A 22,880-nucleotide genomic window follows, 5' to 3' on the forward strand; every position below is an offset into this window, starting at 1 on the left:
TTTCGGGTGACGTGACTGGCGGGGGAGCGAACCTACCGTGGAACAGTCCCCACATCCGTCACACGAAGGATTTCGAATGTCCCACACCTCCGAGGGCGCCCGCGCTCGCCGTTCAGTACCGCGCTGGCTTCGCGTTCTGATTCCCGTCGCGCTCATCCTCGCGTGGCTGGCCGTCGGCGCGGCCGGAGGCTCCGCGTTCGGGGAGGTCAACGACGTCGCCGAGAACGACCAGGCGCAGTTCCTGCCCGCGAGCGCCGACGCGACGCGCGTGAGCGAGCTGCAGACCGAGTTCCGAGGCGACGACGTCATCCCGGCGCTCATCGTTTTCGAGCGCGATGGCGGCGTGACGGATGCCGATCACGAGGCGATCGGCGACATCATCGACCACGTCGCGACGATCGACGGCGTCGTCGACAACGGAGTCTCACCGGCCATCGACTCCGAAGACGGCGAAGCGGTCGAGATCGTCGTCTCGATCGACGCGCAAGGTGAGCGCAACGAGACCGTCGCCGAATTGCGCGGCTACCTGGCTGACCACACGCCCGAAGGATTGAGCGCCGCCGTCACGGGACCCGCCGGTCTGTCGGCCGACATCGTCGACGCCTTCAGCGGTCTCGACGGGCTCCTTCTCGCCGTCGCGCTTGGCGTCGTTCTCGTCATCCTCATCATCGTGTACCGATCTCCGCTGCTTCCGCTCATCGTTCTCGGCACGAGCATGATGGCGCTCACAGCGGCGATCTTCGTCGTCGTGCAGCTCGCGAAGGCCGACGTGCTCGTGCTGTCGGGCCAGACGCAGGGGATCCTCATGATCCTCGTCATCGGCGCCGCGACCGACTACTCCCTCCTCTACGTCTCCCGATACCGGGAGGCGCTGCGCGAGCACGAACGCAAGTGGGACGCGACGTGGACGGCGCTGCGCGGCTCGACCCCGGCGATCCTCGCCTCCGGAGGCACCGTCATCGCCGGGCTGCTGTGCCTTCTGTTCAGTGAATTGAACTCCAACAAGGCGCTCGGACCCGTCGCCGCCATCGGCATCGTATTCGCCCTCATCGCGGCACTCACGCTCCTGCCCGCGCTGCTGCTCTGGGCGGGGCGCGTGGCGTTCTGGCCGATCCGCCCGGTGTACGGCAGCGAGCACAAGCACGCCGTCGACGCCTCGGCGAAGGGACTCTGGCCCGCGGCGGCACGCCTCGTCTCGCGTCGGCCGCGCACCGTCTGGGTCGCGTGCGCGCTTGTTCTGGCCGCGGCATCCGTCGGACTCGTCGGCCTTAAGGCGGACGGCGTCTCGCAGAGCGAATTCGTGACCGGCTACTCGGAGGCGCGCGAGGGACAGGCCGTGCTCGACGACCACTTCCCGGGCGGATCCGGCACGCCCGCGGTCATCGTCGCGCCGGAGGACCGCCTCGACGAGGTCGCCAAGACGGTGCTCGACACGGACGGCGTCGACTCCCTCGCCGTCGTCACCGCCGACGCGGCGAGCGGCACCGCGCAAGTCACCGCGGACGGCATCAAGCCCGCGTTCGGGAAAAATGGCCCGGTCACAGCTGAGCCGACCGTCATCGACGGGAAGATCATGCTCGAGGCGACGCTCGACGGCCCGGGCGACTCGGTCGAGGCCGAGGACACCGTGCGGGAGCTGCGCTCGGCGCTGCCCGACTCGGGGAGCGACGCTGTTCTCATCGGCGGCGTCGCCGCGACCGCTATCGACACGAACGACGCTGCGACGCACGACCGGAACCTCATCATCCCGCTCGTTCTCGTCGTGATCCTCGTGATCCTGATGCTTCTGCTGCGCTCGATCCTCGCTCCCGTGCTTCTCGTGCTCACCGTCGTGCTCTCGTTCGCCGCCGCGCTCGGCGTGTCCTCGCTCGTGTTCAACGGCCTCTTCCAGTTCCCCGGCGCCGACCCGAGTGTGCCGATGTTCGGGTTCGTGTTCCTCGTCGCGCTCGGCATCGACTACAACATCTTCCTCATGACGCGTGTGCGAGAAGAGTCGGTGAAGCACGGCACGCGGGAAGGCATCACGCGCGGCCTCGTCGCGACCGGCGGCGTGATCACGTCGGCGGGCATCGTGCTCGCCGCCACGTTCGCGGCGCTCGGTGTGCTGCCGATCCTGTTCCTCGCGCAGATCTCGTTCATCGTCGCGTTCGGCGTGCTTCTCGACACGATCATCGTGCGCTCCCTGCTCGTGCCGGCGTTGAGCTACGACATCGGCAGGGCCATATGGTGGCCAAGTCGCCTGTCCCGCCCCCTAAACTGATGGACGTGACCGACGCACGCCAGCAACTCATCGACTACATCTCAGCCGACGCCGTCTTCCACGGTGAATTCACCCTGACCAGCGGCAAGAAGGCCACCTTCTACGTCGACTTGCGCAAGGTGAGCCTCGACCATCGTGTGGCGCCGCTGATCGGCCAGGTGATGCTCGACCTCATCGCCGGCATCCCCGACGTGTCGGCCGTCGGCGGGCTGACGATGGGCGCCGACCCGATCGCGTCGGCGATCATGCACCAGGGCGCCGCGCGCGGCGTCGCGCTCGACGCTTTCGTCGTGCGGAAGGAGCCGAAGGATCACGGCCGCGGCCGGCAGGTCGAGGGGCCGGATGTCGCCGGCAAGCGCGTGGTGGTCGTCGAAGACACCTCGACGACGGGCGGATCGCCGCTCAAGGCCATCGAGGCGCTCGAGAAGGCGGGCGCCGAGATCGCGGGCGTCGCGGTGGTCGTCGACCGGAACACGGGCGCGCGCGAGGTGATCGAAGACGCGGGCTACGCGTACTTCGCGGCACTCGATCTCAAAGACCTCGGGTTGGCATAGTGGCACGGCGCGGCACGGGCGACGACGAGGCCCGCAACAACAGCGGCGAACCCCGCACCGACGGGCTCGACCTCGGAGCCGACTGGCTCCGGTCGCAGCTCGACACGGGCGCGGTTCCCGAGCAGCCGGTGTCGGACGGCGAGAACGACGCCGACGAGCCGGCACCGCGCAAGCGCGGGGCCGCGTTCCGTCGCCGACGCCCGCACACGTCGGCCGAAGAGCCGACTCTGCCGCCGCTCCTCGGCGACACGGGCGGCTTCGAGATCCGTCCCGCGAACCTCGACTCCGGCCCCGCCGAACACCCGCTTTCGCTGCCGGACGACGACGATGATGACGACATCCTCAAGCAGCTCGCGTCGACGAAGCCGCCCGCGCGGCCCGAGGACGTGAAGACGCACCGCATCGAGCTGCCAGACGAGCGCCCGATGACCCGGTCACACGCTCCGGAGCCGGCGGACGAGCCCGACGACAAGCCGTGGCTGCTGTCCGACGAAACCGACGACGAGGACGAGCAGGTCGTCGACGCGCCCGCGCCCCGCTCCGCGACACCGAGCGCGCCGGCTCCGAATGCGACGGCGCCGAGCGCTGACGGGCTGTTCTCATGGAACCTCCGCCCGAACGACGACGAGGACCCACTGCTGTCGGGACGCCGCCGCGAGCAGGCTCCGCAGCAGCCGGAGCAGGAGCCGGCTCACGCCGAGATCCCGCATGATCCGACACCGACGCAAGCGTTCGACCCGTTCGCCGACCACGAGCCGGAAGTGGACCCCGAAGACCCGCGATTCTCCGGAGTCTTCGCCGCCCCCGGCTCCCTCGACCGCCTCTACGACGAGGCGACACTGTCGTCACTCGACGGCGAGGGTGAGGGAACAGACTCCGACACGGCTGGCGAGGAGTCTGCCGCTGGCCCCGACCTCGGCATTGTCGACGTGCTCGGCCGGCGTCTCGGCATCTCCGACGTCCCCGAACGGCCCGCCCCGGCGCCAGCCGAGGAGCCCCCGGTCGAGACCGAGGAGACGCACCCTGAACCGACGGCCGGCATCCCCGCGACGCTCGACGAGGACGTTCCCGACGACGCGGACGACGTCGACGTGCGGCAGCAGCTGGGCGGCGCGCCCGTCTCCGCATCCGCGGCGAGCGCGAGCCAAGCGGCATCCGTTCTTCCTCCCGACGAGGAGCCGGAACCCCGCACGCCGGCCCGCCAGCTGCCGCCGCCGCGGCTGAAGCCGTCCCGCGACATTCCGGACTCGCGCCCCGAGCGGCGCCGCCTCGGCGCAGCGAACGCCACCGCGAACACGCCGCCCTCGCGCCGTCCCGCACTCATGATCGGCCTCGCGGTCATCGCCGTGCTCGTGCTCGGCGGGCTGTTCTGGGTCGGCACGCTCATTCCCGGGATGATCAGCGCCGGCGAAGCGCAGCCGACACCGACGGCGACGGCGACGCCCACCCCGACGCTCCCCGCGACGGGACCGCTGCCCGCCGGCACCTATGCCTGGGATCAGCTGCGCGGTGGAGAATGCCTCGACCCGTATACCTCCCCGTGGGAGGAGAAGTTCACCGTCGTCTCCTGTGAGGGCGCGCACGCGGCGCAGCTCGTCGCCGTCGGCCCGGTCTCGGACGATGAGAACGCGGCGTTCCCCGGCCAGGACGAGCTCGCAAGCCAGATCTACCTGCTGTGCAGCGCACCCGGAGTCATCGACCTCGCGAAGGCCGGCGCGTACACCGACGTGCAAGTGCAGGGCGCGTACCCGGTGACGGAAGAGCAGTGGAAGGACGGGCAGCGCAACTACTACTGCTTCGTCAACCGCTCCTCGGGCGACGCGATCACGGGCAGCCTCGCCGGCGGCGACGAAGGCTGAGCAGGCTCAGTACGAGTCGGTCTCGAAAGGCTCCTCGTCGAGAAGCTCGTGCACGCCCGCGAGGATCTCGTCAGGACGGAACGGGTACTTCTCGATCTCGTTCTGGTCGCTGATGCCCGTGAGCACGAGGATCGTGTGCAGGCCGGCCTCGATGCCCGCGACGACGTCGGTGTCCATGCGGTCGCCGATCATTCCCGTGTTCTCGGAGTGCGCGCCGATGCGGTTGAGCGCCGAGCGGAACATCATCGGGTTCGGCTTGCCGACGACATACGGCTCGCGACCGGTCGCCTTCGTGATGAGCGCGGAGATCGCTCCCGTCGCCGGGAGCGCCCCCTCGGAACTCGGCCCCGTGGCATCCGGGTTCGTGGAGATGAACCGTGAGCCGGCGTCGATGAGCCGGATCGCCTTCGTGATCGCCTCGAACGAGTAGTTGCGGGTCTCGCCGACGACGACGAAGTCGGGTTTCGTCTCGGTCATGATGAAGCCCGCCTCGTGCAGTGCGGTCGTGAGGCCGGCCTCGCCGATCACGAACGCGGAACCGCCCGGCGCCTGCGACTTGAGGAACGCCGCCGTCGCCAGGGCGGAGGTCCAGATGGCCTCCTCGGGGACGTCGAGTCCCGACGCGCGCAGTCGGGCGCTCAAATCCCGCGGAGTGAAGATCGAGTTGTTCGTAAGCACGAGGAACGGCTTCTGCTGCAGCCGCCACTGCTGAAGCAGCTCCGCAGCGCCGGGGAGTGCGTGGTTCTCGTGGACGAGAACGCCGTCCATGTCGGTCAGCCAGCATTCGACATCGTCGCGTTTCGCCAATTGGATCTCCTCGAGGTTAGGGGGACACAGCCAGTTTAGGCGGCACTATGCTGGAGCGATCGATCAGTCGAGCGGCGAGGTCGTTTCGGCGACGAGAACAATGGTGACGTATGCCGCCGGCGTGGAGTTGCCGTTCGACAGGCTCGATGCTAGACCTGAGCATGTGGGCAGGATCACAGCTCGACGACGAGTAGCGCGCATCACCGTGGGTGAACGGGTGTCCGTCCGCGAGGACTACCTCGCGGTCGAGGAGCCGCTTGAGATCCGGGTTGGTCATCGCCCGCTTACGATCACGATGCGCACGCCCGGCCACGACATCGAGCTCGCGCAGGGCTTCCTCGTCTCCGAGGGCGTGATCCACCGGCCGGACCACGTTCTCGCCGCGCGGCACTGCGCGGGCGAGGAGGAGAACACCTACAACGTCCTCGACGTGACGCTCGATCCGCGGCTGCCGCCGATCGATGCGGGGCTCGAGCGGGCGTTCTACACGACGAGCTCGTGCGGGGTGTGCGGGAAGGCGAGCATCGACGCGGTGCGCACCGTCTCCGCCTTCGACGTGCACGACGACGCGACCGTCGTCGACGCGTCGTTCCTCGCGACGCTGCCCATCCGCCTGCGGGCGGGCCAATCGGTGTTCGACAAGACCGGCGGACTGCACGCCGCCGCGCTCTTCGACACCCGCAGCGGCGAGATGCTCGTGCTCCGCGAAGACGTCGGGCGGCACAACGCCGTCGACAAGGTCGTCGGCTGGGCGCTTGCCGCTGGGCGCCTGCCGGGTCGCGGTCTCGTGCTCGCGGTGTCTGGCCGCGCGAGCTTCGAGCTCACGCAGAAGGCGTCGATGGCGGGCATCCCGCTGCTCGCAGCCGTGTCGGCACCATCGTCGCTCGCCGTCTCCATGGCCGAGGACGCGGGCATGGGTCTCGTCGGCTTCGTCCGCGACAACCGCATGGTCGTCTACGCGGGGCGCGAGAGAGTGACGAATTCGACGGATGCCGAGCACGCGGTCGTGCCCGGCGCGCGGCCGGGCGCCGAGGAAGCGAGGCTGGCGTGAGCGAGCAGGAGCAGGGGCGCGAGGCCGCCGACGCGAATCTCGAAGTCGACAAGCCGAAGGACTGGGCTGCCGGCGTGCCGGGCATCGCCCACGCCATGGGGCCGGCGTTCAAAGACGTCGGCGTGACCCGAAGCCTCAAGGGCCTTCTGACGATGAACCAGAAGGACGGCTTCGACTGCATGAGCTGCGCGTGGGAGGACCCGCCCGAGCGCAAGACGTTCGAGTTCTGCGAGAACGGCGCGAAGGCGTTCGTGTGGGAAGCGACGCCCCTCGTCGTGAAGAGCGAGTTCTGGGACGAGCACCCGCTCGCCGACCTCGAGACGCGCGACGACTACTGGCTCGGTCAGCAGGGTCGCCTCTCCGAACCCGTGTACAAGGCACCGGGGGATGACCGCTACCGTCCGGTCAGCTGGGAGCGCGCGTTCCAGATCGTCGCCGACGAGCTGCACGATCTCGACTCACCCGACGAGGCCGCGTTCTACACGAGCGGTCGCACGGCGAACGAGACCGCGTTCCTCTACCAGCTGTTCGTGCGCGCCTTCGGCACCAACAACCTGCCCGACTGCTCCAACATGTGCCACGAGTCCACGGGAGCGGCCATGGGGGAGACCGTGGGCGTCGGCAAGTCGACAGTGCGCTACGAGGACTTCGCCAAGGCCGACCTGATCATCATCATGGGGCAGAACCCGGGAACGAACCACCCGCGCATGCTGACGGCGCTGGAAGAGGCGAAGGAGGCGGGCGCGAAGATCGTCGCGGTGAACCCGCTGCCCGAGGCGGGCCTCAAGCGCTACAAGAACCCGCAGAAGGTGCGCGGCATCATCGGGCGCGGAACCGACCTCGCCGACCAGTTCCTCCAGGTAAAGCTCGCGGGCGACATGGCTCTCCTGCAGGCCGTCTCCAAGCGCGTGATCGACGCGGACGCGGTGCGCGGCGGCATCCTCGACCACGCCTTCATCAACCGCTACTGCATCGGCTTCGAGGAGTTCCGCGACAGCCTCTCGACCCTCGACGAGCAGACGGTGCTGGATGCCACGGGCGTGAGCTCCGCCGAGATCGACGAGCTCGCGGAGGGGTACATGACGAGCGAGCGCGTCATCATCACGTGGGCGATGGGGCTCACGCAGCACGAGTTCGCCGTGCCGACGATCAAGGAGATCATCAACCTGCTCATGCTGCGCGGCAACATCGGCCGCCCAGGGGCAGGCGCCTCGCCGATCCGCGGCCACAGCAACGTGCAGGGCGACCGCACGATGGGCATCTGGGAGAAGATGCCGCACGCGTTCCTCGACGCGCTCGAGGCGGAGTTCGGCATCGAGGTGCCGCACGAGTCCGGACTCGACGCGGTGGGAACCGTCCGCGCGATGCGCGACGGAAAGGTGAAGGTGCTCACGGCCCTCGGCGGCAACTTCGTCAAGGCGATCTCCGACACGGGCGTTTCGGAGGCCGCGCTGCGCAACACGCGGCTGAGCGTGCAGATCTCCACGAAGCTCAACCGCTCCCACGCCGTCATCGGCGAGAGCGCCCTCATCCTGCCCGTGCTCGGCCGAAGCGAGATCGACGTGCAGGCCACGGGGGAGCAGTTCGTCACGGTCGAGGACACCGTCGCGGCGATCCACGCCTCGAAGGGCAACCTGCCTCCTGTCGCGCCGAACCTGCTGTCCGAGGTCTCCGTCGTGACCCGCCTGGCGCGCGCGGTGCTCGGCGCCGGCGGTCCCATCGACTGGGCGCATTTCGAGCACGACTACGACAGCATCCGCGAGCACATCGCGAACGTCGTGCCCGGCTGCGACGACTTCAACAAGAAGGTGCGCGCTCCGGGCGGCTTCGACCTTCCGCACGGGCCGCGCGACAATCGCACTTTCCCGACGGCGAGCGGAAAGGCGCAGTTCTCGGTCAACGAGCTGCGCACGATCGAGGTGCCGCCGGGGAGGCTGCTCCTGCAGTCGCTGCGCAGCCACGACCAGTTCAACACCACGATCTACAGCAACAACGACCGCTATCGCGGTGTCAAGAACGGCCGCCAGGTGATCTTCGTCAACCCCGACGACCTCGCCTCGCTCGGCATCGATGACGGCCAGGCCGTCGACATCCACGGCGAATGGACCGACGGCGTCGACCGCGTCGCCCGCGGCTTCCGGGTCATCTCATACCCGACCGCACGCGGTTGCGTCGCGACGTACTTCCCCGAGGCGAACGTGCTCGTGCCGCTCGACTTCACCGCCCACGGCAGCAACACTCCCGTGTCGAAGTCGATCATCGTGCGACTGGAGCCGACAGCCGCGTGAGGCTCAGGCGCTCAGCCAGATCGCGGCGCTCGCTTCAGCGGGCAGCTCGAGCGCAGCGCCGTCGACCGTGACGGTGAGCGGATGCTGCGCGTCCACGCGCACCCGGTGGTCGATGTCGAGTCCCAGCTGCTCGAGGGAGCGCAGCAGTGCGGGGTCCTTGTCGCTGATGCGCAGCACGACTCCCTCATGACCGGGGACCGCATCGCCCAGCAGCACGAATCCGGTGCGGTCGGCGTGCCCGGCGGCATCCGGAATGGGATCACCGTGCGGGTCGCGAACGGGGTGACCGAGCCGCACGTCGATCGTATCGAGCAGCCGGTCGCTGATCGCGTGCTCGAGCACTTCGGCCTCGTCGTGCACGGCGTCCCACGAGTAGCCCATTTCGGTGACGAGCCACGTCTCGATGAGCCGGTGCCGACGCACGACGGCGACAGCTTGAGCATGCCCTTCCTTGCTCAGCGTGATGGAGCCGTAGCGCTCATGGTCGACGAGACCGGCGGCCGCGAGCTTCTTCACCATCTCGGTCACCGTCGACGGCGCGAGCCCGAGGGCGGCGGCCAGCTGCGACGGCGTGATCGGGGCAGGCTGCCACTCGGTGTGCGAGTAGATGGTCTTGAGGTAGTCCTCGACCACGGCGGCGGGCGGTCTCATGGCGCCTCCAGCCTACTGGGCGCCGCCGTCTGGAGATGACGAGACAGTACACACGTGACTTACGTTCAGGCGAACGTGAGCACGAGAAGCGCTCCGTTGAGGGCGATGAGCAGCACCGACGCGATCACCCCCGCCGCCGTCGTGATCCGCCGGTTCACGAATCGGCCGAGCACCTCGCTCTTCGCCGTCACCGCCACGAGTGGCACGAGCGCGAACGGAATGCCGAAGCTCAACACGACCTGGCTGAGAACGAGCGCCTGCGTGGGGTCGACGCCGAAAGCGACGATCGCGACGGCGGGAGCGAGGGAGATGAGCCGGCGTGCGAGCAGCGGGATGCGCCGGTGCAGCAGGCCCGCCATGATCTCGGCGCCCGCGTACGCGCCGACCGATGTCGACGCGAGTCCCGAGGCGAGCAGTCCGATCGCGAACAGCGTCGCGACGACGGGGCCCACGCCCGCGGCGATCGCGGCATGCGCGCCCTCGAGCGTGTCGGTTCCTTCGACACCGGGCAGAACGGATGCCGCCAGCAGCAGGATCGCGAGGTTCACGCTGCCCGCGATCGCCATCGCGACCGTCACGTCCCAGCGTGTCGCCCGCAGCAGTCGTGGCGTGCTCGGCCTGGCCTCGCCCGGCGCGAAGCGATCGCGCGCGAGCGCCGAGTGCGCATAGATCGCGTGCGGCATGATCGTCGCGCCGAGGATCGACGCGGCCAGCAGCACCGAGCCCGTGCCCTCGAACCGCGGCACGAGGCCCGCCGCCGTCAACGCCGGATCGGGGGGAGCGATGAAGACGCCGACGCCGAAGCCGATCGCGATGATGAGCAGCAGGCCGATGATGACGAACTCGAAGCCGCGCGCGCCGCGCCGATTGTGAACGGCGAGCAGCACCATCGACACGCCGCCCGTGACGAGCGCCCCGGCGAGCAGCGGGAGGCCGAACAGCAGGTTGAGGGCGACAGCGCCGCCGATGACCTCGGCGAGGTCCGTCGCGATCGCCACAAGCTCCGCCTGCAGCCAGTACGCGATGCGGGCCGGGCGGCGTCGGATGCGGCTGCCGAGGACCTGCGGAAGGCTCCGGCCGGTGACGACGCCGAGCTTCGCCGACAGGTACTGGATGAGCCACGCCATAACGTTTCCGACGACGACGACCCACACGAGGAGATAGCCGTACTGGGCTCCCGCCGTCATATTGCTCGCGACGTTGCCGGGATCCAGGTATGCGACGCCCGCGACGAGAGCGGGGCCGAGCAGCCAGATCAGGCGTGGCGCGCGAGGGCGACGGCTGCGGGCCACATCCTCTAGAAGTTTCGGCATACCGAAACCATACAGCCATTTCGGGACACCGAAAAGCGGATGCCGCGAGCGTGAGAAGTCGCCGCAGTACGGTTGAGGTATGACGGACGCTTCTCCCTCGCCCACGCCTGAGCTTTCGACGAACGGCGTGGGTCCCTGGCAGGGGGAGTGGCCGACCGGCGACCAGTACGACGCCGAGCTGCTCGAGCGCGGCGATACTCGCAACGTCATCGATCGGTATCGGTACTGGCGCATGGAGGCGATCGTCGCGGATCTCGACGCCAAGCGGCATCCCTTCCATGTCGCGATCGAGAACTGGCAGCACGACATGAACATCGGCTCGATCGTGCGCAGCGCCAACGCGTTCGCCGCCGACACCGTGCACATCGTGGGCCGGCGACGCTGGAACAAGCGCGGCGCAATGGTCACCGACCGCTACCAGCACGTCGTGCACCACGCGACGGTCGACGAACTCGTCGCATGGGCAGGTGCGCAGGGCGTGCCGATCATCGGCATCGACAACGTGCCCGGCTCGGTGATCATCGAGACGTTCGCGTTCCCCGTGCGCTGCGTCATGCTGTTCGGGCAGGAAGGCCCTGGGCTCTCGGCTGAGGCGATCGCGGCGTGCGACGCCGTCGTGGAGATCAGCCAGTTCGGCTCGACGCGTTCGATAAACGCGTCAGCGGCCGCAGCGGTCGCGATGCACGCGTGGGTCATGCAGCACGTGCGATTCGCCTGAGTCGGCTTACTGGGAATTCTGGCGAATGTCGCCCGGTTTCCCTAGGGTGGAACTCACCGACGGGGAGGATGTCCGAACGACATGATCCGATTCGACGCTGTCTCGAAGACCTTCCCCGACGGTACGCGCGCGGTGGAGGACTTCAGCCTCACCATCCCGTCGCGGGAGATCACCGTGTTCGTCGGCTCCTCGGGATGCGGCAAGACGACGATTCTGCGCATGATCAATCGGATGGTCGACCCGTCGAGCGGCAGCATCCACATCGATGATGACGACATCGCGACAGTCGATCCCGTGCAGTTGCGCCGCCGCATCGGCTACGTCATGCAGAACTCGGGACTGCTCCCGCACCGCACCGTCATCGACAACGTCGCGACCGTGCCCATGCTCACCGGGGTGAAGCGGAAGGACGCCCATGCGGCGGCGCTCGAGCTGCTCGACACCGTCGGGCTCGACCGTTCGCTCGCCGAGCGGTACCCGTCACAGCTCTCGGGCGGCCAGCAGCAGCGTGTCGGCGTCGCGCGCGGACTCGCCGTCGACCCGAACATCCTGCTCATGGACGAGCCGTTCGGCGCGGTCGACCCCATCGTGCGACGGGAACTGCAGCAGGAGCTTCTGCGGATCCAGGCGCAGCTCGCCAAGACGATAGTGTTCGTGACCCACGACATCGACGAGGCGTTCCTGCTCGGCGACCACGTCGTCATCCTGCAGCGCGGCGGCCACATCGTGCAGTCTGGCACCCCGGCCGAGATCCTTGCCCACCCCGCGAACGACTTCGTCGCGGACTTCATCGGCGCCGACGACGGCAAGCGCGACCTCTCGATCCAGACGCACGACGGGCGGCGCGTCGCCGTCGACCCGACGGGGCGCATCGCCGGCGTGCTCCGCGACGAGGAGCCGCGCCCCGCATGAGCTGGGTGCTCGCGAACTTCGCGCAGATCTGGGAACTCACCCTCACCCATGTGGGGCTGAGCGTCCCGCCGATCATTCTCGGCTTCATCCTCTCGATCCCGCTGGGGCTCGCCGCGCACCGCTGGAGGATCTCCCGCAGCGTGCTGCTCACGATCTGCGGGCTGCTGTACACGATCCCGTCGCTGTCGCTGTTCCTCGTGCTTCCCGCGATCCTCGGGACGCGACAGCTCGACCCGCTCAACGTCGTCGTCGCCATGACGATCTACGCGATCGCCCTCATGGCACGGTCGGCGACCGACGGCTTCGACTCGGTCGACCCGGACGTGCGACAGTCCGCGGTCGCTGTCGGCTATGCGCCCGTCGGCCGGTTCTGGACCGTCGAGCTTCCGCTCGCCGGACCCGTGCTTCTGGCCGGCATCCGGGTCGTCTCGGCGAGTACCGTGAGTCTCATCAGCGTCGGCTCGCTCATCGGCGTCTCGAGCCTCGGCTACCTCTTCATCGACGGGCTGAACCGCAGCTTCCCGACCGAGATCATCGTCGGCATCGTCGCGACGATCGTTGTGGCTGTCGTCTTCGACGCCATCCTCGTCGTGCTCGGGCGTCTCCTCATGCCGTGGACCCGCTCGGACGCGCGCATCGCCCGTCGACGCCGGCGCGACGTGGCCCGATTGGAGGCGACCGCATGAGTCTGCTCGCCGAGGCCTTCGCATGGCTGGTCGACCCCGCCAACTGGGTTGGTGCGAACGGCATCCCCGTGCGCACCCTCGAGCACCTCTGGTACACGATCGTCACCCTGTTCTTCGCCGGTCTCGCCGGCATCTCGCTCGGTCTGTACATCGGTCACACAGGCAGGCTCAAGTCGCTCGCTGTCGCAGTGACCGGTGCGCTGCGCGCCCTGCCGACGCTCGGGCTGCTCTTCCTGTTCGCGCTGTGGCTCGGCATCGGGCTGCCGCCCGTCATCATCGTGCTCGCCGTGCTGGCGGTGCCGCCGCTTCTCGCGGGAACGTATTCGGGCATCGAGGCCATCGACCGGGCGACGATCGACGCGGCGCGCGCGGTCGGCATGACGGAGGCGCAGATCCTGTTCAAGGTGGAGGTTCCCCTCGCGATGCCGCTCATCGTCAGCGGCATCCGCTCGGCCGCACTGCAGGTCATCGCGACCGCGACGATCGCCGCGTACCTTCCGCTCGGTGGCCTCGGACGGTATGTTTTCGACAACCTTTCGCTCAAGCACTGGGATGCCGTGATCGGAGGTGCCATCGTCGTCACCGTGCTTGCGCTCATCGTCGACGGACTCTTCGCACTCGTCGAGCGCGGAGTCGTCTCACGCGGCGTCCGGGCAAGCAGAAGCTCAGCAGAAGGTCTCACAACGGGAAACAAACGACAATCAGCGGCGCAGGCCGCGTGAGAGCCACAAGGAGGCACCTCAACATGTTCCCCACACGACGCATCGCCGCGGCAGCGGTCGCGGTAACGGCCGCGCTCGCGCTCAGCGCGTGCGGCAGCAGCGACACGATCGACGGGGGCGGCGGCTCGACCGGCGCGTCCGGTGACAAGACCATCAGCATCGGCTCGGCGGGCTTCGCGGAGTCGGAGATCATCGCCGAGATCTACGCGCAGGCGCTCGAAGCGAAGGGCTACACCGTCGAGCGGAATATGCAGATCGGGCAGCGCGACGCCTACATCGCGGCGCTCAAGGACGGCTCGATCGACCTGATTCCGGAGTACAGCGGAAACCTTCTGCAGTTCTTCGACGACAGCTCCGACGCGAAGACGAGCGACGAGGTCTTTGACGCCTTGCAGAAGGCGGTTCCCGACGGGTTCGAGGTTCTCGAGCAGTCGAAGGCCGAAGACAAGGACAGCTACAACGTCACAAAGGACTTCAGCGAGAAATACGGCGTGACGAGCCTTGCCGACCTCGCGAACGTGGACGAGAAGATCATCGTCGGCGGCAACCCGGAGCTCAAGGAGCGCCCCTACGGCCCGACCGGCCTGACGGACGTGTACGGCGTGCCCGCCGACAACCTCGCCTTCACCCCGATCAACGACTCCGGCGGACCCCTCACCGTGAGCGCTCTCGTCGACGGCACCGTGAACGTCGCCGACATCTTCTCGACGACTCCGGCGATCGCTGAGAACGACTTCGTCACGCTCAAGGATCCGAAGAACCTGATCCTGCCGCAGAACGTGCTGCCGCTCGTGAACAAGAAGGTCGTCACCGACGAGCTCACGTCGACGCTCGCGGCCGTGTCGAAGAAGCTCACGACCGAGGACCTGATCGCCATGAACGCCCGCAACCAGGGCTCGGAGAAGGCCTCGCCGGCGACGATCGCGAAGGACTGGCTCGCCGACGCCGGTCTCATGTAGCGACAGATCAACCCATGACTCGAGCGTCGCCGATTTCGGCGGCGCTCGAGTTCTTGAAAGCCCAGGACGGTCTGCGCTTCACGGTGCGGTGTGCCGCATCTCCAGCGCCGGTGGCTTCTCCCGTCAGCGAATGGGGGAGTCGCCAAAATGCTCTCGCGCGCTCCAACGGCTCTCCTGCTCGCTCATCGCCGGACCACAGCGACCGAGTGCGCGGGCAGCGCAATGCGCCCAGCCGCAAGCGTCGCGGTGGCGGCGCCGGAGGACGCTGCGAAGAGGATCTCCGACGCGTCTTCTCGCACCGTGCGTTCGACGTCGCTGAAGTTCACAACGAGCGACAGCTCGCCGCGCCGGACGCGCAGCCACTTCTCGTCGTCATCGACGGCGACCTCGACGAGCGTGAGCCGCGGGTCCGAGAACTCGGCATGCTCTCGTCGAAGACGCAGGAGCGCCTGATAGGTGCTCAGGATGCCGGCATGCTCGCCCTGCTCCACCTCGTCCCACCGCAGCTTCGATGTGGCGAACGTCGCCGGGTCCTGGGGGTCGGGGACGATCGCCGGATCCCAGCCCATGCGCGCGAACTCGGCGATGCGGCCCTCGGCGGTCGCGGTGCCGAGCTCCGGCTCCGGGTGTGAGGTGAAGAACTGCCACGGTGTGGACGCTCCCCACTCCTCGCCCATGAACAGCATGGGCGTGAACGGTACGAGGAGGGTCAGCGCCGCCGCGATCGCGAGCTGTCCCGCGTCGAGCTGGGCGGAGAGGCGATCGCCGACGGCGCGGTTGCCGATCTGATCGTGGTTCTGGTTCGCCACGACGAGCCGCCAGGCCGGCATCCGCTGACTGTCGATCGGTCTGCCGTGGTGCCGATCTCGGAAACTCGAGAACGTGCCATCGTGGAAGAAGCCCCGCGTGAGGACTTTGGCGAGCGCGTCGAGGGAAGCGAAGTCGGCGTAGTAGCCGCTCGTCTCACCGGTCAGCGCGACGTGGACGGCGTGGTGGAAGTCGTCGCTCCACTGTGCGTCGATGCCGTAGCCGCCGGCTTCGCGCGGTGTGATGAGCGTCGGGTCGTTGAGATCCGATTCCGCGATCAGGGAGAGCGGGCGTCCGAGGAACGTGCTGAACGCAGCTGCCTCCGTCGCGAGCTCCTCGAGCACGTGCGTCGCACGGTGATCGACGAGGGCGTGCACGGCGTCGAGCCGCAGCCCGTCGACGTGGTAGTCGTCGAACCACATGAGCGCGTTGTCGATGATGTAGTCGCGCACGGTGTCGGAGCCGGGGCGGTCGAGGTTGAGCGAGGAGCCCCAGGTGTTCGACCCCTCGCTCAGGTACGGACCGTACTTCGGCAGGTAGTTGCCGCTCGGGCCGAGGTGGTTGTACACGACGTCCTGTATCACGCCGAGGCCCCGCGCGTGGCAGGCGTCGACGAAGCGCTGGTAGGCGGCGGGTCCGCCGTACGGCTCGTGAACGGCGTACCACAGCACGCCGTCATAGCCCCAGTTGTGTGTGCCGTTGAAGGCGTTGACCGGCAGGAGCTCGACGAAGTCGATGCCGAGCGACACGAGGTGATCGAGTCGCTCGACCGCAGCGTCGAGGGTGCCCGCCGGGGTGAAGGTTCCGATGTGCAGCTCGTAGATGACGCCGCCGGCGAGCTGGCGTCCCGTCCAGGACCGGTCGCCCCACGCGTGGGCGTTCGGATCGAAGCGGCGCGAGAGCTCGTGCACGCCGGAGGGCTGCCGGCGAGAGCGCGGGTCGGGGAAGGGGCCCTCTCCGTCGAGGACGAAGCCGTAGTCGGTGACGTCGTCGACTGCGTCGAGCGGATGCCACCAGCCGTCGGACGCGCGGGTCATCGCCCGTTCCGTCCCGTCGGCCACAAGCGTGACCTCCGTCACGTCTGGCGCCCAGACGCTGAGCGGGGGCTGCGGCTTCCTCATCGCGTCTCCTCGGCAGTGGCTTCCGGGTCCAGGTGCGCGGGAACGAGCAGCGCGACGGGGTAGTCGGGGAGCACGTCGCGCAGAAGCAGTGTGCCGCCGGCATGGCGCGTGCCGGTGATCACGTCCACGACGGGCCGCCGGGCGACGACGATCGTGGTGTCGTGCCACCCGCCCGCCTCGGCGAGCCTGAGCGGGAGGCGCGTTGCGACGGCCACGGCTCCGCCACGGTCGAAGGCGACGACGTGCGAGGCGGCCGGCCCCTGTGCGGGAACGGGAAGGTACCTCGAGAACCACTCGGGGTTGTCGCGCCGGGCTCGGAGGACGCGGGAGGTCACGAGAAGCTTGGCGGCGCCGGAGTCGTCGACCGGCGGCATCCACCCTGCGTCGATGCGGCCGAGCATCTCATCGAGCACGGCGAAGTCGACGGGTCTGCGGTTGTCCGGGTCGACGAGTGAGGTCTCCCACACCTCGCTGCCTTGATACACGTCCGGAACGCCCGGCGCGCTCAACTGGACGAGCTTCGCCGCAAGGCCGTTCGACCAGCCCGCCGCGCGGACGCGATCCACGAAGCCCGACACGATCGCGACCACATCGTCATCCTCGACGGCGCGCGTCACGAGATCGCGGAGAGCCGTCTCAAATCGCTCGTTCGGCTCGGTCCAGGTCGTCGAATGCGCCGCCTCCCGGGCCGCCTTCAGCGCGTACGCCTCGAGTCGTTCTCGCGAGGCCGGCCACGCCCCGATCACCGCCTGCCAGAGAAGGTTCTCGAACGGACCGTCGTCGAGAGGAGCGAGCGCCCGCAGCTCGTGGAGGGTGCGTTCCCACTCGTCGGGGATCTCGGCGATGACGGAAATGCGCGCCCTGACGTCTTCGCCGCGCTTGGTGTCGTGCGTCGACAGCGCCGTGAGAGAGGCGGGGAAACCGGCCTGCCTTCGCTGCTGCCGCACGTGGAACTCCGCCACGTCGATGCTGAACTCCGACGGGTCACCGCCGACTTCGTTGAGCGAGGTGAGGCGGCTGTAACGATAGAAGGCGGTGTCCTCCACGCCCTTCGCCATGACCATTCCGGACGTCTGCTGGAAGCGCACGGCCGCGGGGTGGGCGCTGTCACGCAGCATCGGGAGGAGGCTCGCGAGCGTCTCGGCGAGCTCGGGCCGGCGCTCGCGAGCCGCCCGCGCGGCGGTGTCGAGGTGCTCGACGCCGAACGGCAGGTACGAGCGATACACGGGGAAGCACGTGAGAAGCTCGGCGACGGCGTCGACCGTGTCAGGCGCCTCGGGCAGCAAGCGCGCGATGCGCCGGACTTCGGAATTCAGGATGCCGTCGGCGATGCGCCGCTTGCACGAGCGCACGAGCTCCGCCCACAGCTCGGCGGCGGAGCCGGCCGCGTCGTGCAAGCGTGCCTCGAGCGCGTCGAGCCGCGGTTTCCCGGCGGGATCGACGAGCACCCGGTCGACGTCGCCGAGCGCGTCGTAGCCCGTCGTGCCCGCGACGGGCCAGCTCGGCGGCAGGAGCTCGTCGCCCTCGAGGATCTTCTCGACGAGCAGATACACGCCGCCCGCGCCATCCTGAAGCTCCTGAAGGTAGCCGCCCGGATCCGCGAGGCCGTCGGGGTGGTCCACACGGAGTCCCTGCACGAGGCCGTCGTGCACCCAGCGCAGGATCTCTGCGTGGGATTTCTCGAACACCCACGGCTCTTCCACGCGGATGCCGGCGAGCGTGTTCACCGCGAAGAAGCGGCGATAGTTCAGCTCGGTGTCAGCGCGGCGCCACGAGACGAGCTCGTAGTGCTGGGCGTCGTGCACCTCGCGCGGCGTCGCGCCGTCCGGCGCCGTGCCCGGCGCGATGGGGTAGCGGTTGTCGTAGTAGCAGAGGCGCCCGTCGGTGACCGTGAGCGCGTCGAGCTCGGCGTCGCCGTCACCGAGAACGGGGATGCGGATCTTGCCGCCGCCCGCCGCCCAGTCGACGTCGAACGCGTCGGCGAAGCGCGAGTCCTGCCCGTGCGTCAGGAGATCCCACCACCACGCGTTCGCTTCGGGCGTCGCCACGCCCATGTGATTGGGGACGATGTCGACGAGGAGGCCGCGCCCAGCGGCATCCGCTGTGCTCGCGAGCCGCGACAGCGCTTCAGGTCCGCCCCTGGCGGGGTCGAGGCGGCTCGGGTCGACGACATCGTAGCCGTGGTCGGAACCGGCTTCTGCCTCGAGGAGCGGCGACAGGTACAGCCAGTCCGCGCCGAGACGCGCGATGTAGTCGGTGACCTCGCCGGCGGCATCCAGGTCGAAACCCTTGCGGACCTGCAGCCGGTAGGTCGAGCGGGGTGTCCTCATGGCTGCTCCTCCGCGTCGGCGTCCTCGACTGCCGCGCCGCTGAGCGCCGCGAGTGAAGCAGACACCGACAGGTCCGGCTCGGCTTCCGGCCCCTCATAGGCTCGAAGGACCATGAGCGAACGGGCAGCGAGCGTCTGAACGGAGCCGGGAAGCCGCGGAATCGCATCCGCTCGCTCGCCGGCCGTGTCGATGACGACCTCCCACTGCTCGGCGTATTCGGCGGGCGGGAGCGTGAAGTCGACATCGTCGGCGTCGGCGTTGAAGCAGAGCAGGAAGTTGACGTCGACGACAGCGCGTCCGCGTGAGTCGCGCTCGCGGATGCCGTGCCCGTTGTAGAAGACGCCGATCGTCCGAGCGAGATCGGCATCCCAGTCTTCCGGCTGCATCTCCTCGCCGCTCGGCGACAGCCACATGACGTCGGAAAGCGGCTCGTCTTCTCCACGGCGAACCGGGTGCCCGTCGAGGAAGCGGCTGCGCCGGAACACCGGGTGCTCGGAGCGCAGGCGGATGAGCGCCGACGTGAACTCGATGAGGGGTTCGTCGGCGGCATCCCAGTGCACCCAGCTCAGCTCGTTGTCTTGCGCGTAACCGTTGTTATTGCCGTGTTGGGTGCGACCCAGCTCGTCACCGTGGGAGAGCATCGGCACGCCCTGCGAGAGCAGCAGGGTGGCGAGGAAGTTGCGCTGTTGGCGAGCGCGCAGTCGCAGAACGTCCGGGTCGTCTGTGTCGCCCTCCGCCCCTGAATTCCACGAACGGTTATGCGACTCGCCGTCGTTGCCGTCTTCGCCGTTCGCCTCGTTGTGCTTCTCGTTGTACGACACGAGGTCGCGCAGGGTGAATCCGTCGTGGGCGGTGACGAAGTTGACGGATGCCACGGGGCGGCGCCCCGAGTGCTCGTACAGGTCGGACGAGCCCGTGATCCGAGACGCGAACTCGCCAAGCGTCGACGGCTCCCCGCGCCAGAAGTCGCGGACGGTGTCGCGGTACTTCCCGTTCCATTCGGTCCACTGCGGCGGGAAGTTGCCCACCTGGTAGCCGCCGGGGCCGACATCCCACGGCTCGGCGATGAGCTTCACCTGCGACACCACCGGGTCCTGCTGAACGAGCTCGAAGAAGGTGGACAGCCGGTCGACGTCGTAGAGTCCGCGCGCGAGGGCTGAGGCGAGGTCGAAGCGGAAGCCGTCGACGTGCATCTCGGTCACCCAGTACCGCAGCGAGTCCATGATGAGCTGCAGCACGTGCGGGTGCTGCACGTTGAGCGTGTTTCCCGTGCCGGTGTAGTCGGTGTAGTAGCGCTTGTCGTCTTGCTCGAGGCGGTAGTACGCCTCATTGTCGATGCCTTTGAACGACAGCGTGGGGCCGAGGTGGTTGCCCTCTGCCGTGTGGTTGTACACGACGTCGAGGATCACTTCGATGCCCGCCTCGTGCAGCGTGCGCACCATGCTCTTGAACTCCTGCACCTGCTGGCCCGTGTCGCCGGTCGCCGAGTAGGAGCCGTGCGGGGCGAAGTAGCCGATGGTGTTGTAACCCCAGTAGTTGCGAAGGCCCCGGTCGAGAAGCGTCGAATCCTGAATGAACTGGTGCACGGGCATGAGCTCGATCGCCGTGACGCCGAGACGATGGAGATGATCGATCGTGGCCGGGTGGGCGAGACCGGCATAGGTGCCGCGCTGCGCCTCGGGGATCTCCTCGTTCAGCTGCGTGAGGCCCTTGACGTGCGCCTCATAGATCACGCTCTGGCTGTAGGGCGTCCGCGGATGCCGGTCGCCCGCCCATTCGAAGAACGGGTTCACGACGACGCCGAGCATCGACTGCGCGGCGGAGTCCTCGTCGTTGCGCGAGTCGGGGTCGCCGAAATCGTACGAGAAGAGCGACTGTCCCCAGTCGTACGATCCGCACGTGGCCTTCGCGTACGGGTCGAGCAGCAGCTTGTTCGGGTTGGCGCGCTGACCCTCGACGGGATCGTACGTGCCGTGGACCCGGAACCCGTATCTCTGGCCGGGGAGCACGTCGGGCAGGTAACAGTGCCAGATGAACGCGTCGACGTCTCTCAGCTCGATGCGCTGTTCCGCGCCCGTCTCGTCGAACAGGCAGAGCTCGACGCGCTCCGCGGCTTCGCTGTAGAGCGCGAAGTTCGTTCCGCTGCCGTCGTACGTGGCGCCGAGCGGATACGCGTTTCCTGGCCAGGTCTCCATGCGTGTCCCTGTCTTCCGGGGGCGTCGGGGTGTCGGCCGTTCGACCGTAGTCGCCACGATAGCCGCTGCCGCCGGATCATTCCCAGCCCTTGCGCACGGATGCCGGAAGGGTCATGCGCCCATCCGGCATCCGGTCGAGAAGACAGAAACGCGTGGGGATCAGTCGGTGCCGAACTCCATCGCCGCGGAGTCGAGGGCTGCCTCGGCATCCGTGGGTTCCGATCCCTTCGAGATCGCGGCGGCCTCGCCCTCCTGCAGCTCGCCCATGAGCTTCGCCGTCTCACCCGAGACGATGCCCTGCGCCGCGTACTGCTCGAGTCGCGAACGCGAGTCGGCGATGTCGAGGTTGCGCATCGTGAGCTGGCCGATGCGGTCGGTCGGATCGAACGCCGCGTTCTCGACGCGCTCCATCGAGAGCTTGTCGGGGTGGTAGCTGAGGCGAGGGCCCTCGGTGTTCATGATGGTGTAGTCGTCGCCGCGGCGCAGGCGCAGCGTCACCGAGCCCGTGACGGCCGAGCCGACCCAGCGCACGATCGACTCGCGCAGCATGAGCGACTGCGGGTCGAGCCAGCGGCCCTCGTACATGAGTCGGCCGAGGCGGCGGCCCTCCTGGTGGTAGTTCGCGATCGTGTCCTCATTGTGGATCGCGTTGAGCAGCCGCTCGTACGTGATGTGCAGCAGCGCCATGCCCGGCGCCTCGTAGATGCCGCGGCTCTTCGCCTCGATGATGCGGTTCTCGATCTGGTCCGAAACGCCGAGACCGTGACGACCGCCGATGGCGTTCGCCTCGTGCACGAGCGCGACGGGGTCGCTGAACTCGACGCCGTTGATCGCGACGGGGCGGCCGGCCTCGAACGTGACGGTGACGTCTTCGGTCTTCACCTCGACGTCATCGCGCCACGCGGCGACGCCCATGATCGGGTCGACGATCTCGACGCCCGTGTCGAGGTGCTCGAGTCGCTTCGCCTCGTGCGTGGCGCCCCAGATGTTGGCATCCGTGCTGTACGCCTTCTCGGCCGAGTCGCGGTACGGGAAGCCGTGGGCGACGAGCCACTCGCTCATCTCCTGGCGGCCGCCGAGCTCGGCGACGAACTGCGCGTCGAGCCAGGGCTTGTACACGCGGAGCTTCGGGTTCGCGAGCAGCCCGTAGCGGTAGAAGCGCTCGATGTCGTTTCCCTTGTAGGTGGAGCCGTCGCCCCAGATGTCGACGCCGTCCTCCTTCATGGCGCGCACGAGCATCGTTCCCGTCACGGCGCGGCCGAGCGGCGTCGTGTTGAAGTACGTCTTGCCGCCGCTGCGGATGTGGAACGCGCCGCACTGCAGGGCCACAAGGCCCTCCTCGACGAGCGAGGCCTTCGCGTCGACGAGGCGCGAGATCTCGGCGCCGTACTCGGTCGCGCGGCCCGGCACCGCATCGATGTCGGGCTCGTCGTACTGCCCGATGTCCGCCGTGTACGTGCACGGAACCGCGCCGTTGTGGCGCATCCAGGCCACGGCGCAGGAGGTGTCGAGACCTCCGGAGAAGGCGATGCCGACGCGTTCGCCGACGGGGAGGCTGGTGAGGACTTTGGACATGACCTCAATCTTAAGGTCGGGGGCGGAATTCACCGAAACGGATGCCGCAGGCCGGTGCGCGGCCGGCCGTGC

General features: G+C 68.4%; 17 protein-coding genes. 10 read left to right on the plus strand and 7 right to left on the minus strand.

Features of this window, described 5'->3' with window-relative positions:
- The first annotated feature begins 76 nt into the window (after positions 1 to 76).
- Genes BLV49_RS08875 through BLV49_RS08885 form a run of 3 tightly spaced genes read left to right on the plus strand, consistent with a single transcriptional unit; the run spans position 77 to position 4,673 of the window.
- Entirely contained in the window at positions 77 to 2,260 is a 2,184-nt protein-coding gene (locus tag BLV49_RS08875; protein WP_091182823.1) for an MMPL family transporter, read from the plus strand.
- Complete coding sequence (pyrE, locus tag BLV49_RS08880) at positions 2,260 to 2,814, plus strand: orotate phosphoribosyltransferase (RefSeq protein ID WP_091182827.1); 555 nt, start codon at positions 2,260 to 2,262, stop codon at positions 2,812 to 2,814. Before BLV49_RS08875 ends, pyrE begins: the two co-directional genes overlap by 1 nt.
- Positions 2,814 to 4,673 carry a hypothetical protein gene (locus BLV49_RS08885; RefSeq protein ID WP_091182830.1) on the plus strand — a complete coding sequence of 620 codons (1,860 nt, stop codon included), beginning with the start codon at positions 2,814 to 2,816 and terminating at the stop codon, positions 4,671 to 4,673. The genes pyrE and BLV49_RS08885 overlap by 1 nt, the downstream gene beginning before the upstream one ends.
- Positions 4,674 to 4,679: 6 nt before the next feature.
- On the opposite strand, the gene BLV49_RS08890 is transcribed toward BLV49_RS08885, so the two are convergent.
- The gene (locus BLV49_RS08890) at positions 4,680 to 5,441 is read right to left on the minus strand and encodes an HAD-IIA family hydrolase (protein WP_434061469.1); all 762 of its coding nucleotides are present in this window, start codon (positions 5,439 to 5,441) and stop codon (positions 4,680 to 4,682) included.
- Between the two features lie 202 nt (positions 5,442 to 5,643).
- On the opposite strand from BLV49_RS08890, the gene fdhD reads away from it, so the two are divergent.
- Positions 5,644 to 6,531 carry a formate dehydrogenase accessory sulfurtransferase FdhD gene (gene fdhD, locus BLV49_RS08895; protein ID WP_091187072.1) on the plus strand — a complete coding sequence of 296 codons (888 nt, stop codon included), beginning with the start codon at positions 5,644 to 5,646 and terminating at the stop codon, positions 6,529 to 6,531.
- Complete coding sequence (locus BLV49_RS08900) at positions 6,528 to 8,819, plus strand: FdhF/YdeP family oxidoreductase (RefSeq protein ID WP_091182837.1); 2,292 nt, start codon at positions 6,528 to 6,530, stop codon at positions 8,817 to 8,819. Before fdhD ends, BLV49_RS08900 begins: the two co-directional genes overlap by 4 nt.
- A gap of 3 nt (positions 8,820 to 8,822) precedes the next feature.
- Here BLV49_RS08900 and BLV49_RS08905 read toward each other — a convergent pair whose 3' ends face one another.
- Positions 8,823 to 9,470 carry a metal-dependent transcriptional regulator gene (locus BLV49_RS08905; RefSeq protein WP_091182840.1) on the minus strand — a complete coding sequence of 216 codons (648 nt, stop codon included), beginning with the start codon at positions 9,468 to 9,470 and terminating at the stop codon, positions 8,823 to 8,825.
- A gap of 65 nt (positions 9,471 to 9,535) precedes the next feature.
- Positions 9,536 to 10,783 (minus strand): Nramp family divalent metal transporter, encoded by a 1,248-nt coding sequence (locus BLV49_RS08910; RefSeq protein WP_091182845.1) that lies wholly within the window; start codon positions 10,781 to 10,783, stop codon positions 9,536 to 9,538.
- A gap of 79 nt (positions 10,784 to 10,862) precedes the next feature.
- Here BLV49_RS08910 and BLV49_RS08915 point away from each other — a divergent pair, with 79 nt between their 5' ends.
- From BLV49_RS08915 to BLV49_RS08935, 5 genes are all read left to right on the plus strand, one after another.
- A complete protein-coding gene (locus BLV49_RS08915; RefSeq protein ID WP_091182848.1) occupies positions 10,863 to 11,501 on the plus strand; it encodes a TrmH family RNA methyltransferase in 639 nt (212 codons plus the stop codon).
- An 81-nt stretch (positions 11,502 to 11,582) separates the two neighbouring features.
- Entirely contained in the window at positions 11,583 to 12,413 is an 831-nt protein-coding gene (locus tag BLV49_RS08920; RefSeq protein WP_091182851.1) for an ABC transporter ATP-binding protein, read from the plus strand.
- A complete protein-coding gene (locus tag BLV49_RS08925; RefSeq protein ID WP_091182857.1) occupies positions 12,410 to 13,099 on the plus strand; it encodes an ABC transporter permease in 690 nt (229 codons plus the stop codon). The genes BLV49_RS08920 and BLV49_RS08925 overlap by 4 nt, the downstream gene beginning before the upstream one ends.
- Positions 13,096 to 13,821 carry an ABC transporter permease gene (locus tag BLV49_RS08930; protein WP_091182862.1) on the plus strand — a complete coding sequence of 242 codons (726 nt, stop codon included), beginning with the start codon at positions 13,096 to 13,098 and terminating at the stop codon, positions 13,819 to 13,821. The genes BLV49_RS08925 and BLV49_RS08930 overlap by 4 nt, the downstream gene beginning before the upstream one ends.
- Positions 13,822 to 13,844: 23 nt before the next feature.
- Positions 13,845 to 14,780, plus strand: a complete 936-nt coding sequence (locus BLV49_RS08935; protein WP_091182866.1) for an ABC transporter substrate-binding protein — start codon at positions 13,845 to 13,847, stop codon at positions 14,778 to 14,780.
- 182 nt (positions 14,781 to 14,962) lie between these two features.
- Here the strand turns inward: BLV49_RS08935 and treZ are convergent, their stop codons facing one another.
- The 4 genes from treZ to argG all read right to left on the minus strand — a co-directional run bounded on the left by treZ (position 14,963) and on the right by argG (position 22,808).
- On the minus strand, positions 14,963 to 16,708 hold the full coding sequence (treZ, locus tag BLV49_RS08940) for a malto-oligosyltrehalose trehalohydrolase (protein WP_091182869.1): 1,746 nt from the start codon (positions 16,706 to 16,708) through the stop codon (positions 14,963 to 14,965).
- Positions 16,705 to 19,038 carry a malto-oligosyltrehalose synthase gene (gene treY / locus BLV49_RS08945; protein WP_091182873.1) on the minus strand — a complete coding sequence of 778 codons (2,334 nt, stop codon included), beginning with the start codon at positions 19,036 to 19,038 and terminating at the stop codon, positions 16,705 to 16,707. Before treY ends, treZ begins: the two co-directional genes overlap by 4 nt.
- On the minus strand, positions 19,035 to 21,233 hold the full coding sequence (glgX, locus tag BLV49_RS08950) for a glycogen debranching protein GlgX (RefSeq protein WP_091182877.1): 2,199 nt from the start codon (positions 21,231 to 21,233) through the stop codon (positions 19,035 to 19,037). The genes treY and glgX overlap by 4 nt, the downstream gene beginning before the upstream one ends.
- Before the next feature lie 159 nt (positions 21,234 to 21,392).
- The gene (gene argG / locus BLV49_RS08955; RefSeq protein WP_091182882.1) at positions 21,393 to 22,808 is read right to left on the minus strand and encodes an argininosuccinate synthase; all 1,416 of its coding nucleotides are present in this window, start codon (positions 22,806 to 22,808) and stop codon (positions 21,393 to 21,395) included.
- Positions 22,809 to 22,880 lie beyond the last annotated feature (72 nt).

This window comes from Paramicrobacterium humi, from assembly GCF_900105715.1.
Classification (GTDB): Bacteria; Actinomycetota; Actinomycetes; order Actinomycetales; family Microbacteriaceae; genus Paramicrobacterium; species Paramicrobacterium humi.

What these genes read in the sequence shown, in the direction of transcription:
- BLV49_RS08875 (WP_091182823.1), top strand. Translation starts at nt 77, where the DNA reads ATGTCCCACACCTCCGAGGGCGCCCGCGCTCGCCGTTCAGTACCGCGC.
- pyrE (WP_091182827.1), top strand. Translation starts at nt 2,260, where the DNA reads ATGGACGTGACCGACGCACGCCAGCAACTCATCGACTACATCTCAGCC.
- BLV49_RS08890 (WP_434061469.1), bottom strand. Translation starts at nt 5,441, where the DNA reads ATGGACGGCGTTCTCGTCCACGAGAACCACGCACTCCCCGGCGCTGCG.
- BLV49_RS08905 (WP_091182840.1), bottom strand. Translation starts at nt 9,470, where the DNA reads ATGAGACCGCCCGCCGCCGTGGTCGAGGACTACCTCAAGACCATCTAC.
- BLV49_RS08910 (WP_091182845.1), bottom strand. Translation starts at nt 10,783, where the DNA reads ATGCCGAAACTTCTAGAGGATGTGGCCCGCAGCCGTCGCCCTCGCGCG.
- BLV49_RS08915 (WP_091182848.1), top strand. Translation starts at nt 10,863, where the DNA reads ATGACGGACGCTTCTCCCTCGCCCACGCCTGAGCTTTCGACGAACGGC.
- BLV49_RS08920 (WP_091182851.1), top strand. Translation starts at nt 11,583, where the DNA reads ATGATCCGATTCGACGCTGTCTCGAAGACCTTCCCCGACGGTACGCGC.
- BLV49_RS08925 (WP_091182857.1), top strand. Translation starts at nt 12,410, where the DNA reads ATGAGCTGGGTGCTCGCGAACTTCGCGCAGATCTGGGAACTCACCCTC.
- BLV49_RS08930 (WP_091182862.1), top strand. Translation starts at nt 13,096, where the DNA reads ATGAGTCTGCTCGCCGAGGCCTTCGCATGGCTGGTCGACCCCGCCAAC.
- BLV49_RS08935 (WP_091182866.1), top strand. Translation starts at nt 13,845, where the DNA reads ATGTTCCCCACACGACGCATCGCCGCGGCAGCGGTCGCGGTAACGGCC.
- treZ (WP_091182869.1), bottom strand. Translation starts at nt 16,708, where the DNA reads ATGAGGAAGCCGCAGCCCCCGCTCAGCGTCTGGGCGCCAGACGTGACG.
- treY (WP_091182873.1), bottom strand. Translation starts at nt 19,038, where the DNA reads ATGAGGACACCCCGCTCGACCTACCGGCTGCAGGTCCGCAAGGGTTTC.
- glgX (WP_091182877.1), bottom strand. Translation starts at nt 21,233, where the DNA reads ATGGAGACCTGGCCAGGAAACGCGTATCCGCTCGGCGCCACGTACGAC.
- argG (WP_091182882.1), bottom strand. Translation starts at nt 22,808, where the DNA reads ATGTCCAAAGTCCTCACCAGCCTCCCCGTCGGCGAACGCGTCGGCATC.